Consider the following 15,474-nt stretch of genomic DNA (forward strand, 5'->3'; position numbering starts at 1 on the left):
TTTTATCTGAATACGGATGCGGGTTCTACGCCATTGATTTTCCGAATAGCAAACAGAGAACCGCCCACGGATATAAAAAGAGTAATCAAAAACAGGCCGGCAAGTTCTGCGGCAGAGAAGGTGATGACCAGTCCGGCGCCGGAAACTCCCTTTCGGAAACCTTCCAGCAGGAGCCAGGCCAGCAGAAAACCTACCAGTGCAAACAACAACGACTGGGTCAGAATCAGCTTCCTCACATAGCCGTCTGTTGCTCCTATGGCTTTGAGCGTGCCATAGTCCTTGATTCTGTCAAGTGCAGATGAGTATAGTGTGAGGCCGATGATAAAAAAACCGCTGATGATGGCAAACACAACGAGGGAACCGACGCTGGTACCGATATTGGAAGAAATCGTAATAAAGCGAATGGTTGTATTTTTCAATTCCTGCGAATCCCAGGCCTTTACTCCATAAATGGCATTGTTGATATTGCTGACCACCGTTGCAATTTCATATCCGGGCTTGACACTCACCGCGATGGCGTTGATTTTTGAATCGGGATAATTGGCAAAATACCGGGCTTTGGAAATGGTGGTGTAAAAAAACGATCCGGCAAACCCCCGGGCATTTTTGGTTTGTACTTTGATAAAGGCACTTTTTCCGTTGATTTCCACACGGGTGCCAATATCTACGGGATTGTTGAAAATGGATTCATCGTAAAATTCTGCCGTGACAGCACCCTCTTCGTTCAGCGACATGAGATTGCCTTCGTTGATCCGGTCGGGTCTGGGGCCTGCTACAAATACGGGGGACTCGCTGCCAATCAGAAGGATGGGAGCAGTTTTTCCGTTGGAAAACTTTACCGATGCGCCTGCTGCAATGACCGGGTAGGTGGTTTCGACACCTTCAATGCTACGGATTTCCCTGACCAGTCGTTCGTCGAGCATGGCGAGTTCGTTGGCATTTTGGGTAATATTGTCCACAACCCAGATCTGCCCAATCTCCTGCCGGGAATTGTCAATCAGTCCACCCATCAGGTTGGTCAGAAAGCCGAGAATACCCAGCTGCTGCCCGATCAAAAATATACTAATGACAATGCCTGTGATGATGCCTATGCTTTTGGCCCTGTCAAATTTCATAAACTTAAATGCGATGCGTATCATATTTCGGTTGTTAAAGTTTTATTACGCATTCTACTTTTGCATTCAGAATCAGTTCTGCGTTTCCATCAAGCGTAATATGTATCTCCCGCACCCGACGGTCTTCCTGGTCGTTGGCTCTTTCGGAGAAAAGCGATTTTTTCTTAAGATAAGGCGAAAGAAAAGTGATTTTTCCGGTGGCAATGGTCTGCGCACTTCCCACAATACGTATGTCAACTGGTTGACCTGTTTTCACTTTGTCTGAGAAGAGTTCATCTACCTCTGCCCGAATGATTTTATTTCCCTCAGGTGCGATATCCGCATAATTTTCATATTGATTGAGTGCCGCACCGGTTTTTACCAGCATATCCAGAATTACCCCGTTGTAGGGAGAACGGAGGATCTTTTTTCGGGCTTCCAGCTCGTAGATCTTGAGCTGCTCGTATAACTCGCTTAGCTTGTTTTGGGAAAGCTGAATGGCGAGTTTTCCCTTTTTGAGATTTGCTTCGAGGGTTTCAACTTCCGTTTTTAGGTCGTCAGCAAACTGAGTGGTTTCCGCACCTTTCTGGACGAGATTTTGGGCGGAAAGTAAATGCCTCTTTTTATCTGCCAGCTGTATTTCCGTTTCATTGACAGAGGCTTTATCGAGTTCGATCTGCGTTTGCTGGGTTTTTATCTGAGTTTTAAACTGGGTGATTTTCAATTGCTCTATATCGTCGTCGAGTCTGAGCAAAGGCTCTCCTTCTTTCACCATGTCTCCGTCATCTTTAAAAATCTCACTGATGACGCCTCCGGAAGTAGCCGATAGACTGACAATTCCGTTTTGGGGCTCTGCTTTTCCGATGGCGACAATCTGCTCGGGGGCAGGCGGTATCACGATTGTGCCGTCCTGAACCTGTACTGCACCTGTTGTTTTTTCTTCCTCCTGCTTATCAGCACCGCAGCCAGACAGCAGAAGTAGGACAATGAATGAATAGGCGAATGATTTCATTGTGTATATAAGTTTGATTCTGAATAAATTTTTAATGCATGAGGCTTTCTTCGAAAGGTGTCTCTGAGGCAAAGCCATTGTTGACATAAATAATCCGGTCGGCAAACTGCATGAGCCGGGAGTCGTGAGTTACGACCGTGACAGATTTTCCGGTTGTGGACAGCAGCTTTAACTCTTCCATGACGGTGGCTACACTTTTGATATCCAGCGAGGCTGTAGGTTCATCGCAGAGCATAATTGCCGGATCGGTAACCAATGCGCGTGCGATTGCGGCTCTTTGCTGCTGACCACCGCTGAGCATTTTGGGAAGATTATTCATCCTGCTTTCCATCGCGACTTTTTCAAGGGCGGTCTCAGCCCGCTGCCGGGCTTCTTTTCGGCTTACACCCATCAGCAACAGCGGCTGCATCACGTTTTCCAGCGCAGTGAGTGGCGCCAGCAGGTTGAAACTCTGAAACACAAATCCGATGTTGTTGAGGCGGATATGGGCCAATGCTTTCTGCGGCAGACCGTTTACCCGTGTGTTGTTGATATAAACATCTCCGCTTGTGGGGAAAATGACACAGCCCAACAGGGAGAGTAATGTGGTTTTTCCGGAACCGGAAGGACCTATGATCAGCGTCAGCTCGTTTCTTTTAAAGTCAAAGGAAGTGGGCTGTAAAGCTATTATAGTCGTATCCCCCGTTTTGTACTCCTTACTCGCTTGTTTTACGCTTGCAACTATATCCATTTGGTACGTTGACGTTAATTATTTGGCAATATTAGTACAATAAAAATCTTTTTCCAATTTATTTTTGAATGATTTCGTACTTTTTTTTATATATTTGGGACGTTATAAATCTAAATAGGTATGAATAAGAAAGAAATCCTCGTCGAACTGATTGAAAGACTATTTGCTTTTGAGGCTGAAAATATCAATATGGACTCATGGAATATGGGGGATTTTATCGCTTACCTGAATGCCCAATACCATACTGAAAGCACCGAAATAAGGAAGCTGGAAGGGGAAAATGAGTCGTGGATGAACGATACCTATGGGGGCGTAAATCAGGACATTTCTATTTTAATCGTGCTGATGTCCAAATACGCCAAGCTCTATACCAAGAAAGCACTGAAAGAAAGCCCGATTCAGACTACTGAAGAATTTGCCTTTCTCATTACCTTACTGACGCACGAAAGCCTGACGAAAACTGAGCTTGTCAATAAGATGATTATGGAAAAAACTTCCGGGGCGGAAGTTTTGAAGCGATTGCTTAAGCAAAAACTTATCCGGCAATTTGAAGATATGCAGGACAAGCGGAGTGTAAGAGTCGCAATTACCGACGCCGGACGGCGGGAGATTATTGGCATTTTGCCGGAGATGAGCAAGGTGTCGGACGTTGTGGTGGGCAATCTCGACCAGAATGAAAGAAATACCCTTGCATTTCTGTTAAAAAAACTGGACTACTACCACAATGATATTTTTATGAATAAGCGCAGTGCCGGGCTGGAAGACCTGATCCACGAGGGGCCCGGTATATAATTTTCCTCTTTAAAAAATGCCCGGGGGCGCGGAGACATGGGGTTGTGTGTCTCTGCGCCCCCGGCAATACATACGGCGCGGCTTAGTGTTTTACATTTCCGTACTTATCCACCCGCTCCCATATAAAGTCTCTCACCCCGTCCATTCCGTCGATGATGGACATGGAAGTGCGGTGGATGACATTGAGATACTGGGTGTATAAAAAGGTTTCCTGGCTGTTGAGTTTTGCATTTCCCTGAAACGTGTAGTAGTATTTATTCTGGTTGATGGTCATATTCAGCCCTTTGGCGGTGAGGTCGGAAATGGTTGTCTCGAATATGAAATTGTCTCCCATCTCGGTGATTTCTTTGATCTGGAGTATATTGTCATAGACCACATAGTTGTACAACGTTCCGGTCTGGTTTGTTTTTCCTACAAATACAGTCCCATCGCCCAAAAATTTAAATACTTCGCCATTTGTTTCCCACTGGCCGGTGAGCTGGTAAAACAGGGATTCGGAGCGAAGTCTGACTTTTTTCCATTCTTCCAAAACGGGTGCGCCTTTATATGTGTAATTCCAGCTTGTTCCTTCCGGGGCATAATACATCACAAAACCCTTCTGGCTGAAGTTCCGGATTTCATATACTTGTTTGTCTCCGTTAAAATACTGGAGAATCAGTTGTTTACCATCCCAGGAATAGGCGCCCCAGCCGTATAGTGGATCGACATAACCGCCTTTATAGTCCCATTGAACATGGAAGAAACCATCGGGTAGCAAAACGAGGTTGCTGGAAGTCCCGCCCGGTGTTTCATAGGTACCTAAAGAGAACCAGGTGCCTGCAATGTTTTGTCCAAAAGCAAAAGAAGAAAGTGCCATGAGGATAAAAAATGTGATCGGTTTCATAATGATAAATTTTGAATGTGGGTGAAAAATTGGTTTGTCGTATGATCACAAAGGTGGGACAAATGGCAGGGCAGGAGGTATCAGCTATGTCGCAATTGATTTTGATTATGTTGCAAAAATAGATGGATGGCCCAAATTTGATGAAAAAGCCAAAGCGCAAACCCCAAAAGGAGCTTGCGCTTTTTTAAACTCAAAAAAATCAGCCTGGTATTTTTTTATGGAGGTGGGAATACCTTCCTGGCTTTTCCCATCACGCTCCTTCGAGAATGCGAATATAATTGGCGCGCTCAAATGCGGTCGGATCGCTGACGTTTTGCTGGCTCATGACACCTCTGAAGTCTTCGACTGATTTGAAGTTTTTGGCTTCCATCCAGTTGGCAATTTCGTAGTTCATCGCTGCAAGTACGCCTATACCGTGTTTGTAAAGTGCGGAGGCTGTCATCGCGATATCTGCACCTGCCAGCAGGTATTTGATCACTTCTGTAGCACTGTTGACGCCGGTCGTCGCGGCCATGGCGGCTTTGGTTTTTCCGTACAACATCGATATCCAAAGTAGTGGCAGCCGCAGCTCATTGGGATGACTGTACTCCAGGTTTGACAACACTTTGAGTTCGTCTATGTCAAAATCTGGCTGGTAAAACCGGTTAAACAATACCAGTGCGTCGGCACCTTCCTGTTCCAGCTTCATCGCCATATTTCCCATGGAAGAAAAATATGGGTTGAGTTTGACAGCGATAGGTATCTCTACAGTAGCTTTGAGCTTTTTCACAATGTCTAAATACCGCTGCTCGACGTCTAAAGCGGTGAGTCGAAAATCGCCTGGGATATAAAACACATTCACTTCCAGGGCATCCGCTCCAGCCTGCTCCATTTGCCCTGCATATTCTATCCAACCCTCATCCGTAATACCGTTGAGACTCGCGATAATTGGCATATCGACTCTTTCTTTGGCGCGGCGGATGATGTCCAGATATTTTTCAGTGCCTACACGGTATTCGTCTATGTCGGGAAAATAGCCTGAGGCTTCGGCAAATATGTTGGAGGTCGCAGAGAAAATATTGTCATTGAAGGCGTTTTCTCTTTTGATCTGTTCTTCAAACAGGGAGAACATCACGACGGCGCCTGCGCCCATGTCTTCCATTTTGACAATATTCTCCACTTTCTCAGACAGCGGACATGCCGACACCACGAGCGGAGACCGCAGTTCCAGGCCCATATAGGTTGTTTTCAGCTTAGGATTCATGAATCAGAAATTAAGGGTTTACATGACGGGTTGGAAGTCGCTTGATTTCCAGGTTGACATATCTTCGTAGGTTTGCCACCGGAGATCCACCATTTCCTGAGCCAGCGTCATCAGTCGTTCTGCTTCTTCGGGATTGGTTCTGGTGAGAATCTTATACCTCAGTTCGTTGTACGCGTAATCTTTCAGCTTGATGGTCGGTCTCGGAGAATCAAGCACAAATGGATTTTTACCGGCTTTGCGCAAGGAAGGGTTGTACCGTATCAATGGCCAGTATCCGGAAGCTACTGCCAGATCCTGTTGCGTGAGGCCTTTTTCCATATTGATGCCATGGGCGATACAATGGCTGTAAGCGAGAATCAATGAAGGGCCGGGGAATGCCTCCGCTTCGCGCAGGGCGAGCAGTGTCTGTTGCGGATTGGCCCCCATCGCGATTTGCGCCACATATACGTTGCCGTAAGAAATGGCCTGCATAGCCAGGTCTTTTTTACCCACCCGTTTTCCTGCCGCTGCAAATTTGGCGGTAGCCGCTGTCGGCGTTGCTTTTGAGGATTGTCCGCCGGTATTGGAATATACCTCCGTATCCAGCACCAGAATATTGATGTTTTTTCCACTGGCCATGGCGTGATCCACACCAGAAGAACCAATATCATAAGCCCATCCATCACCTCCTACCAGCCATACACTTCGCGGTGAGAGGCTGTCTGCCAGCGACAAAAGATTTTGTGCTTCGGGTGAGTCAAGCATCAGCAGCCGGGCCTTGAGGGTGGCGATATTCATCCGCTGTTTCTCAATCTCTGACTCCCGGCTTGTTGGCGCACTCAGTATGTCGTCCACCAGGGTATGGTCCAGCACAGGGCGGAGCTTTTCCAAAAGGCCTATCGCAATGTCTCTGTGTTTGTCTGCGGTGACGCGCATGCCTAGGCCAAACTCTGCATTGTCTTCAAACAGTGAGTTGGACCATGCGGGTCCTCTTCCGTCTTTATTGGTTGTCCACGGTGTGGTAGGCAGGTTTCCGCCATAAATGGAAGAACAACCGGTGGCATTTGCAACAATCAGCCGGTCTCCAAACAACTGGGAGAGCAACCTTACATAGGGTGTTTCCCCACAACCCGCACATGCGCCGGAGAACTCAAACAATGGCTCCAGAAACTGCGCGCCTCTGACCAGCGAAAAGTCGAGCTTGGAGCGGTCATTGACGGGTATTTTTTCAAAGAAATCAATATTTAGCCGCTCTTTTTCCAGCAAAGGCGCTTTTTCTTTCATATTGATGGCTTTGACAGTGCGATCCTGTGGATCCGTTACCGGACAAACTTCCACACAGAGGTTGCAACCCGTGCAGTCTTCAAGATAAACCTCCAACGCATACTGCGTGGCAGGGAATCCCCGTGCATTGATCGGCGCAGATTTGAAATCCTGAGGTGCTTCTTTCAGATAGTCTTCATGGAAAAATTTGGCTCTGATGACACTATGCGGACATACAAAGCTGCAATTTCCACATTGGATACACAGGTCTGGCTCCCAAACCGGAACCGAGTCGGAAACATTTCGTTTTTCCCATTTCGTCGTACCACTCGGATAAGTGCCATCTTCGGGAAGCATACTTACGGGCAGTTGGTCGCCCTGACCGCTCATCATCATGCCGGTGACTTCCTGTACAAAAGCTGGCGCATGTTGAGGGATAAGTTTTTGCTGTTTTTTCAGACTGTCTGCAATCCGGGCAGTATTTACTTCATATAGATTGGCCAAAGTGGCATCTACTGCTTTGAAGTTTTGATCAATGGCAGACTGACCTTTTTTCGCGTAGGTTTTTTTGATAGCCTTTTTAATACTTTCTATGGCTTCTTCTTTGGGTAAAACACCTGAAAGCGCGAAAAAACAGGTTTGCATGATGGTATTGATCCGGCTTCCCATTCCCGTTTCACGGGCTACACCGGAGGCATCTATTACATAAAATTTAAGTTTTTTGTCCAGAATCGTTTGCTGTACACTTTGTGGAAGCTGATCCCAGACTTCATCTGCTGAGTAAGGACTGTTTAACAAAAATGTTGCACCTTTTTTGGCATAGGAGAGCATTTCTGTTTTGTCAATGAAGTTGTATTTATGGCAGGCAATAAAATCTGCCTGTTTGATCAGGTAGGGCGCGTGGATCGGATTTTTACCAAACCGCAGGTGGGAAACAGTCTGTGCACCTGATTTTTTGGAGTCATAGACAAAATACCCCTGTGCATACATATCGGTATTTTCTCCGATAATCTTAATACTGTTTTTATTGGCGCCTACCGTACCGTCTGCTCCCAATCCAAAAAATAGTGCCTGAGTCATGCTCGAATCAGGAATTTCCAGGGCAGCATCATAATCGAGGCTGGAAAAAGTTACATCATCGTTGATACCGATGGTGAAGTGGTTTTTGGGGGAATCTTTTTTCAGTTCGTCGAATATACCTTTGACCATCCCAGGGGTAAATTCTTTGGAAGAAAGCCCGTACCTGCCGCCTGTGACATCGATCCATGCTGGGATTTTTTTCTGTTGCCATGCTTCCGACAGTGTGCTCAGTACATCCTGATACATAGGCTCGCCGATGGCTCCGGGTTCTTTGGTTCTGTCCATGACGACCACTTTCTGAACCGTGGGAGGCAGTGCATCGATGAAAGCCTGTGAGAAAAACGGGCGATACAGTCTGACCTGAAGGACCCCTGTTTTTTCGCCGGTTTCATTGAGAAACCGGGAAGTTTCGATGGCAGTCTCAGCTCCGGAACCCATGATCACCATCACCCTGGTGGCATCTTTAGGCCCAAAGTAGTCAAACAAACGATATTGTCTGCCGGTCAGCTGGGCAAAGACATCCATTTTTTGCTGGACGATGCCTGGGGTATTGAGATACCAGGGATTGACGGTTTCCCTTCCCTGAAAATATACATCAGGATTTTGCGCTGTACCTCTGATAAACGGATGATCGGGACTAAGCCCGCGTTTTCTGTGGGCGATTACATCCTGATCGGAGATCATGGCGCGAATCTGTTCCTCTGATAACAGCACGATTTTGCTGACTTCGTGAGAAGTACGGAACCCGTCGAAGAAGTGTATAAAAGGTATGCGGGATTTCAGGGTGGCGGCCTGTGCAATCAATGCCATGTCGTGTGCTTCCTGCACAGAAGCGGATGACAGTAAGGCAAAACCTGTAGTCCGGGCAGCCATTACGTCACTATGATCGCCAAAAATAGAAAGCCCCTGAGCTGCCAGTGATCTTGCTGCAACATTAAAAACGGTCGGGGTAAGTTCTCCGGCGATTTTATACATGTTGGGCAACATCAGCATCAGGCCCTGCGAAGCCGTAAATGTCGTAGTCAGCGAACCGGTTTGAAGCGCACCGTGGACAGCACCTGCAGCGCCGCCTTCACTTTGCATCTCAATGACTTCGGGGATATTCCCCCAAATATTGGAGATGCCTTTTGATGACCATTCGTCTGCAAATTCGGCCATCGCAGATGAAGGTGTAATCGGATAAATGGCGCATACTTCATTGACCCGGTAGGCAACAAAAGCCGCCGCTTCATTTCCATCTATCGTGATATATCTTTTCGAGTCACTCATTTGTCGTTTTTTTTCTGGCGTAAATCATTGGGTTAGGCCTCCTCGTCAATCATCTCAATGGCATGACATGGGCATTGCTCATAACACACTGCGCATCCGGTGCAGGCGTTGTAGTTATAGGCATACCGCTTGCCTGGCCCGAGTTTAATAATGGCATCTTCAGGACATGCGCTGAAACAGCCGTCGCATTCGAAACAATTGCCGCATGACAGGCATCGCATGGCTTCGTATTTAGCCTCTGTATTTGTCAGGCCGGCCACTACTTCGGTAAAATCGCGGACTCTTATCTCGGGCTCTTTGTGGATTTGCTCTTTTTGTGGTGCTTCAGTTTGATACCACATATGGAGCCTTTCAAAACCTACAATGGGATGTTTGGCTTCTTTCTGCCAGGTTTTTTCCCGCAAATAAGCATCAATATGCCGGGCCGCTTTTTTGCCATGGCCAACAGCAATCGTTACGGTTCGCTCACTGGGGACCATATCCCCTCCGGCAAATATGCCTTCATATCCTGTCATCATGGCTTCGCTGACGATAACCGTTCCGTCGCGGTCAAATTCTATACCGGGTATGTCTCTCAGGAAACCTGTATCGGTGTTCTGGCCAAGGGCGAGAATAAGTGAATCTGCATCCAGGTCTTCATATTCTCCCGTACCTACCGGTCTTCCGTTTTCAATTCGCATGATTTCCACTTTGAAGGTGGAATGGTCAATTTCCTTGATGGTTCGAAGCCAGTTGATTTTTACGCCTTCAGAAAGTGCTTCCGCCGCTTCAAAATCGTGGGCAGGCATATGCTCGCGGTCGCGGCGGTAGATAATGAGGGGTTCGTAGCCCAGACGTTTGGCGACACGTGCTGCGTCCATTGCGGTATTACCACCGCCGTAAATGGCCACTTTCCGGCCCAGTTTGGGTGCATTTCCGTGTTCTACTCCTTTGAGAAAAGTAAGCGCATCAATGATTTGTCCGGCATCTCTCGCCGGAATATCCACTTTCTGCGAAATATGCGCTCCCACAGCGATAAAAACTGCATCAAAATTTCCCGCTTCTTTTTCTGCCAGGACATTTTCGACTTTGTGGTTGAGGACAATTTTTACCCCCATTTCTTCGATTCGCCTGATTTCGGCATTGAGCTCTTCCCTTGGCAACCGGTATGACGGAATGCCAAAGTGCATCATACCCCCTGCTACCGGGCCCGCTTCGTGAATTTCGACGGTATGTCCCAGCCGGGTGAGATGATAGGCGGCAGAAAGGCCGCTCGGCCCTGCACCGATAATGAGGATTTTTTTCCCGCTTTTTTTCTTTGGCACCGGAACTTTCCATCCCTCTTTTATCGCCATATCACCCAAAAACCGCTCGACCGCATGGATCGAAACCGTGCTGTCGATAGAGGTTCGGTTACAACTGCTTTCGCAGGGGTGATAACATACCCTGCCATGAATGGCAGGCATGGGGTTGTCTTCAATGAGTTTTTGCCAGGCCGCTTCGTATTGCTCTACTCTGACTAAGGATAACCAGGCCTGAATATTTTCCCCTGCCGGACATGCGTTGTTGCATGGGGGGAGAAAATCAACGTAGATGGGTTTTTGGTCTCGCTTAGGTCCTGTCCCTTTACCATGACTCTGTAAGTCAGGGGGAGAGGTGAGGTCTTTTTTGTCGATGGGCATATGCTCTGTATGGTTTTTCGCCATACAAATTGCCTTTATCCTTTTCCTTTAGGTATGAAAATAATCACTTTAAAGAGTGATATGTGTCAGCTTTTTAAGTGATAATAGTCTGTGGAAATACCTCTCATGAAGTGGTTGGCTCACAACCTCCTAAATATTGGGTTTACAACATTTGCATACAGTTTTATCCGGGGGAAGTATGAATTGTACGCCACAATCTGCGGATATATTTTCCGGAATTTTTGCCGATAGTTGTGTAGATTGTTGATGAAGGACAGTGAAAGGTGTCACTTAAAATGTTATACCAATGGACTTATACTCACAAAAAAGTAAAAGCATTCCTCAAAAAATCATAATTCATCTTCTTGAAATTTTGCTGCTTTGGCTGTCCTTTTGGATCTTATTTCAAGGTGGAGGGGAATGGTGCGAAAATCATCTTCATATTCACCATGCAACCGAAAACTTAGATAGAAGAAGGGTGATATTCATCTTCAACCTGATCACTTTCTTCCGCATGGCTTATATGATGATTTTTCTGTTGAAAAGGAAAATACCCTGGGAGGAAAGTATCAGCGTTCCACTGGCTTTTGGGCTTTATTATATCGGTTTTTCTTTATTCGTTTTACCCACTTCAAAATCGGTTGATATATTTGACTACCTGGCAATTATCCTGTTTATCGTTGGATGTGTGCTAAACAGCGGTGGGGAAATCTTACGTGGTAAATGGAAAAAGAATCCCGGGAATAAGGGAAAAATCTATACCGAAGGGTTTTTCAGATATTCCCGCCATATCAACTATTTTGGAGATATCCTGTGGGTAATCGCTTATGCGATGATGACAAAAAATATTTACTCGGCCACAATTCCGATATTTTTGTTCTGCTTCTTTGCCTTTTTTAATGCGCCTAAACTTGACAGTTACCTGAAAGAAAAATATGGACAGGATTACGACGAGTACGCAAAAAAGACAAAAATGCTGATTCCATTTTTATATTAGCCAACCTCAGATTGCGCATTTTTCCTAAATGCCCACATCACTTTTTGGGCGGATACAATATCAACAACGCTTCATAAATCGCGTTGTGTAATATCGTGCCGTGGTCTTCTTTCCTGAGAAATTTAAAGTGAACGGTGGTTTGGCTGCGGTTAGCTTTCCCGATGGTCTGATATAGTTTTTTTGCGTCTTTTTGCATGATGGGCCCCTCAGTACCAACAGAAATATATACCTGCACGGGTTCGTCCTTCTGGCTTGCCAGAAGTGTTTCTGCCTGATGTAGCAGCGATCCGTTATCCCACCAGAGACTTGGGCTGACGATCAGATAGTCGCTGAATAAATGCATCTTTTTCAGCAAAATCTCTGACGCCAGCAATCCGCCCAATGACTGGCCTATCAAAATCCGTCGGTCGCTGACATTGTAATTTGCCTGAATGTAGGGTTGTAGCTCTTTTTCAATAAAGCCGATAAACTTTTCTGACCCGCCTGTAGTGGGAAACTCAGCTTTTAGCTCTGCATCGGTTGTGGGAAAGGTGAAGTCCCGCTTTCTGTCAATATTGGCGATACCCACCACAATGGCTGGTGGCATACCCATCTGCAACTGGAAAAACTGAACCAATCCGACAATGTGTAGAAAATCTTCGTTGAATGTGCCGTCGAGCAGGTAAATCACCGGGTATTTTTCCTGAGCTTTTGGATCATATCCTTCTGGCAAATAGACATTGATCGTTCTGTTTTCATGGAGAATGGCGGAGTTGATTGTAGCGGATTCCCCAATTTCCACTGGTTTTTTCTCTTCAGGTTTTGGTTGTTCATTTTCCAGACTCACACTGACGATCCCCAGATGATGTTCGGCTGACAGGGCAGGCGCTGAAAGTCCGGGGCCGATCGATATTTGCAATCCTTCAATGTCCGCGAGGTTTAATGGTTCTTCATTGCCCCCCATGAAGTAATAGGGCAAAAAACCGGGATAGGGGCGGGGCATGGTTACGGTTTGGACCTTAGCCATCTCCTCGAGGGGAATTACATATTCTGCCATTTCTGTACTGAGCGTGATAACTTTTCCATAGGCATTTCCCTTCCGGGTAACCAGCGCGATCTGCACGGATTCGGGCTGCTCATGAAGAGAACGGGCTTTAATGACGAGGTTTTTTTTAGCATTAAGCTGCCCGCTCAAATGGTCGATCCGGGGATTGAGATAATACCGCACGGTATAGTCGTAAATGACTTCGCCATTGAGGTTCTCGCTATCTCGCTGAAACAGGCTGCTGACATTGATCTGATACTCAGACTCGTTGGGCAAATCGGTAGGGACTAAACGTGAATCTCTGGACCAGCGGCTCACCGAAAGCCCTCCGGCATCTTCCTGTGCGTTGAACAGATACAGCGGCTGTGTGGGTTCGATTACCCGTACGGTGTAGGGCTCCCGGTCGTAAAAATTCCACCGATAGGGAAGCCCTTCTGTACCAGCAGGGAATGTTTGTGCGCGTGGGCCATTTAGCACATAAATATAATAAGTCAGCGAACCTGGATTGATTTGTTCTTCAGGAATCTGTGCGGTATAGGTAAAGCCGCTTTCCTTCTTCATGTCGATCAGTTTCCAGCCTCCGGGACCACTGGTAACCTGAAGTTGAACTGACAGACCGGTATCCGGACTGATCACCTGAGCTTCGATGGTCAGGGGCGTATGGGCCAGGGTCACTTCTGCGGGATGATGAACCAGCAGATTTTTGCTGACGGTTGTTGCCGGTGCATAAAATTCGCCGAGGGAAATGTTTTGCCATTTTTCCGAGGCAAGCCGGGTTGCTTTTGTGCCTGATTTTGTGAGCAGATAAGTGCCGGGTAAAATGGCAAATGTTCCTTCCGAAACCTGCGGGTGATGACGATTTCCGCTGTTTAGCGGTTGGATGGTAAAGGATTTGCCTAAATCTCCCAGATGGATTTCCATGGCGTTTTTATTCCACTGCACAACCGCCACGGTTTTTTCCAGGCTGTTTCTTCCATAGGGATTATCGATGATCAGAGGATCGGGGAGTACTTCCAGTCGCCATACGCCGTCTTCGAGTTTATCGAGAAAATAGGCTCCAGTACCCTCATAAGATACAATGGGCGAACTCCCGTGCCCGGCGAGATGATGGAGCGCTGACTCATTGTTTGGCGCGATGGAAGTGTTGTTCGTGTAAAAATATTTCCCCCCGGCATTATACATCGCGAGGTTCTGCTCATAACTTACCAAAAACCCATCAAAGGTTGAATTGTCAGGATAATGCCCGTAATCTTTATGTAGGGGAACGGTATGAAAAACCTCAGAACTGATTTTCAGGCTGAGCGCCTTGTCAGGCGCGTAAATCAGGTTCATATAATGTGTATTGTATTCTGTATTGGCGTAAGCCAAAAACGTAGGATCATACGCAAAATGGGCCGCAATCTGAATGCCTGCCTCCCGGAATGAACGCGCCATCGCGGGGTAGATATAGGATTTCCCTACATCAGCTGCATCAAATTCATATACCAGTTTTGCGCCTTTGTATTTTTGAATCGTCTCATCAAAGGGAATGTGATAGTCATCTACATTCGGTAAAAAATTTCCGGGCAATTCCTTCTGATAACCCAGTCCTGTCGGATACCATTGAAACGTTCCCCCCTGAATACCGCCTTTGAAATAGGCTTCTGCCAGATGTACACTATGGCTGATATTGTAAAACACGGGATTAGCATAACCACTTTTTCTGACAGCAGAGACCATGCGCTTTACAAATTCAGTTACCTGCTCCGGGGTTCCCTTATGGTGGGGCTCGTTGCTGATTTCAACTGCCAGCAGGCGGGGATCATCCTTATAGGCTATGCCTGTATAAGGATTGACGTGGCTCATAAACTGGTACAGGTAGTTTTCCTGCGCTTTGATGGCATCGGGGTTGGTCAGGCAGTTTTCTTTGCCATATTTGGCTGAAAACCCGGGGGTTTTTTCATCGGGTTCAGGCCAGCCATTGCCCCAGTAAGCGATAGGCGTCAGCACGTAGTTGATATTTCTTTCTGCCAGTTTTTGCAGCAGGTAATCAAACGCATGCAGATGTTCGTTTGGGATAAGATTGCCCAGCGAATCACTGATTTCTGTATCCCAGACATGGACACGGTACAGGTCAAATCCCAGTCTGGAAAAATGGTATATATCTGCGTCAATAGCCTTCAGTGGGTCAACACCCAGGGTTACTGCCGAGCGATATGCGTGGGCAAAAGGAACCGTATAGTTTCCCCCAAAACCATGGATTTCTTCATGATTGTTTACCCATCGCATGATACCTTGTCCGTCAACATATACGCTTTGGTTGGCAGGCCGGCTTTTTTCCTGCGCGAAGGTATTTGTTTGGAAAATAGAAAAAACCGACAGCACAATCAGTGGTAAAAAAAAGCGCAGGCTTTTGGATCTTGAAAAGGTATAACGAAGGTCACTGGTAATATCAGCCATGGAAAAAA

General features: G+C 46.6%; 10 protein-coding genes. 2 read left to right on the forward strand and 8 right to left on the reverse strand.

Annotated features, from left to right (window positions below; genetic code table 11):
- Nucleotides 1–2: 2 nt before the first annotated feature.
- The 3 genes from R3D00_09240 to R3D00_09250 are packed head-to-tail and all read right to left on the reverse strand — an operon-like array spanning nucleotide 3 to nucleotide 2,836.
- Nucleotides 3–1,139, reverse strand: coding sequence for an FtsX-like permease family protein (locus R3D00_09240; GenBank protein MEZ4773355.1), 1,137 nt, complete (start codon nucleotides 1,137–1,139; stop codon nucleotides 3–5).
- A 10-nt stretch (nucleotides 1,140–1,149) separates the two neighbouring features.
- Nucleotides 1,150–2,106, reverse strand: coding sequence for an HlyD family efflux transporter periplasmic adaptor subunit (locus R3D00_09245; GenBank protein ID MEZ4773356.1), 957 nt, complete (start codon nucleotides 2,104–2,106; stop codon nucleotides 1,150–1,152).
- 31 nt (nucleotides 2,107–2,137) lie between these two features.
- On the reverse strand, nucleotides 2,138–2,836 hold the full coding sequence (locus R3D00_09250) for an ABC transporter ATP-binding protein (GenBank protein MEZ4773357.1): 699 nt from the start codon (nucleotides 2,834–2,836) through the stop codon (nucleotides 2,138–2,140).
- Nucleotides 2,837–2,956: 120 nt separating this feature from the next.
- Here R3D00_09250 and R3D00_09255 point away from each other — a divergent pair, with 120 nt between their 5' ends.
- The gene (locus R3D00_09255) at nucleotides 2,957–3,628 is read left to right on the forward strand and encodes a winged helix DNA-binding protein (GenBank protein MEZ4773358.1); all 672 of its coding nucleotides are present in this window, start codon (nucleotides 2,957–2,959) and stop codon (nucleotides 3,626–3,628) included.
- Nucleotides 3,629–3,710: 82 nt separating this feature from the next.
- Here R3D00_09255 and R3D00_09260 read toward each other — a convergent pair whose 3' ends face one another.
- The 4 genes from R3D00_09260 to R3D00_09275 all read right to left on the reverse strand — a co-directional run bounded on the left by R3D00_09260 (nucleotide 3,711) and on the right by R3D00_09275 (nucleotide 11,006).
- The gene (locus R3D00_09260) at nucleotides 3,711–4,511 is read right to left on the reverse strand and encodes a hypothetical protein (protein ID MEZ4773359.1); all 801 of its coding nucleotides are present in this window, start codon (nucleotides 4,509–4,511) and stop codon (nucleotides 3,711–3,713) included.
- Between the two features lie 250 nt (nucleotides 4,512–4,761).
- Entirely contained in the window at nucleotides 4,762–5,754 is a 993-nt protein-coding gene (locus R3D00_09265) for a dihydroorotate dehydrogenase-like protein (protein ID MEZ4773360.1), read from the reverse strand.
- Nucleotides 5,755–5,772: 18 nt separating this feature from the next.
- Nucleotides 5,773–9,345, reverse strand: a complete 3,573-nt coding sequence (gene nifJ / locus R3D00_09270) for a pyruvate:ferredoxin (flavodoxin) oxidoreductase (GenBank protein MEZ4773361.1) — start codon at nucleotides 9,343–9,345, stop codon at nucleotides 5,773–5,775.
- A gap of 32 nt (nucleotides 9,346–9,377) precedes the next feature.
- Nucleotides 9,378–11,006, reverse strand: a complete 1,629-nt coding sequence (locus R3D00_09275; GenBank protein ID MEZ4773362.1) for an NAD(P)-binding protein — start codon at nucleotides 11,004–11,006, stop codon at nucleotides 9,378–9,380.
- 478 nt (nucleotides 11,007–11,484) lie between these two features.
- On the opposite strand from R3D00_09275, the gene R3D00_09280 reads away from it, so the two are divergent.
- On the forward strand, nucleotides 11,485–12,003 hold the full coding sequence (locus R3D00_09280) for a DUF1295 domain-containing protein (GenBank protein ID MEZ4773363.1): 519 nt from the start codon (nucleotides 11,485–11,487) through the stop codon (nucleotides 12,001–12,003).
- Nucleotides 12,004–12,040: 37 nt separating this feature from the next.
- On the opposite strand, the gene R3D00_09285 is transcribed toward R3D00_09280, so the two are convergent.
- Nucleotides 12,041–15,466 carry an alpha/beta hydrolase-fold protein gene (locus R3D00_09285; protein MEZ4773364.1) on the reverse strand — a complete coding sequence of 1,142 codons (3,426 nt, stop codon included), beginning with the start codon at nucleotides 15,464–15,466 and terminating at the stop codon, nucleotides 12,041–12,043.
- Nucleotides 15,467–15,474: the final 8 nt, after the last annotated feature.

The sequence above is a fragment of the Bacteroidia bacterium genome (genome assembly GCA_041391665.1).
Taxonomy (GTDB): domain Bacteria; phylum Bacteroidota; class Bacteroidia; order J057; family J057; genus JAGQVA01.

Bases quoted from the DNA above. Each gene is read 5' to 3' on its own strand.
- R3D00_09255 (MEZ4773358.1), top strand. From the start codon at position 2,957: ATGAATAAGAAAGAAATCCTCGTCGAACTGATTGAAAGACTATTTGCT.
- R3D00_09250 (MEZ4773357.1), bottom strand. From the start codon at position 2,836: ATGGATATAGTTGCAAGCGTAAAACAAGCGAGTAAGGAGTACAAAACG.
- R3D00_09240 (MEZ4773355.1), bottom strand. From the start codon at position 1,139: ATGATACGCATCGCATTTAAGTTTATGAAATTTGACAGGGCCAAAAGC.
- R3D00_09285 (MEZ4773364.1), bottom strand. From the start codon at position 15,466: ATGGCTGATATTACCAGTGACCTTCGTTATACCTTTTCAAGATCCAAA.
- nifJ (MEZ4773361.1), bottom strand. From the start codon at position 9,345: ATGAGTGACTCGAAAAGATATATCACGATAGATGGAAATGAAGCGGCG.
- R3D00_09265 (MEZ4773360.1), bottom strand. From the start codon at position 5,754: ATGAATCCTAAGCTGAAAACAACCTATATGGGCCTGGAACTGCGGTCT.
- R3D00_09275 (MEZ4773362.1), bottom strand. From the start codon at position 11,006: ATGCCCATCGACAAAAAAGACCTCACCTCTCCCCCTGACTTACAGAGT.
- R3D00_09245 (MEZ4773356.1), bottom strand. From the start codon at position 2,106: ATGAAATCATTCGCCTATTCATTCATTGTCCTACTTCTGCTGTCTGGC.
- R3D00_09260 (MEZ4773359.1), bottom strand. From the start codon at position 4,511: ATGAAACCGATCACATTTTTTATCCTCATGGCACTTTCTTCTTTTGCT.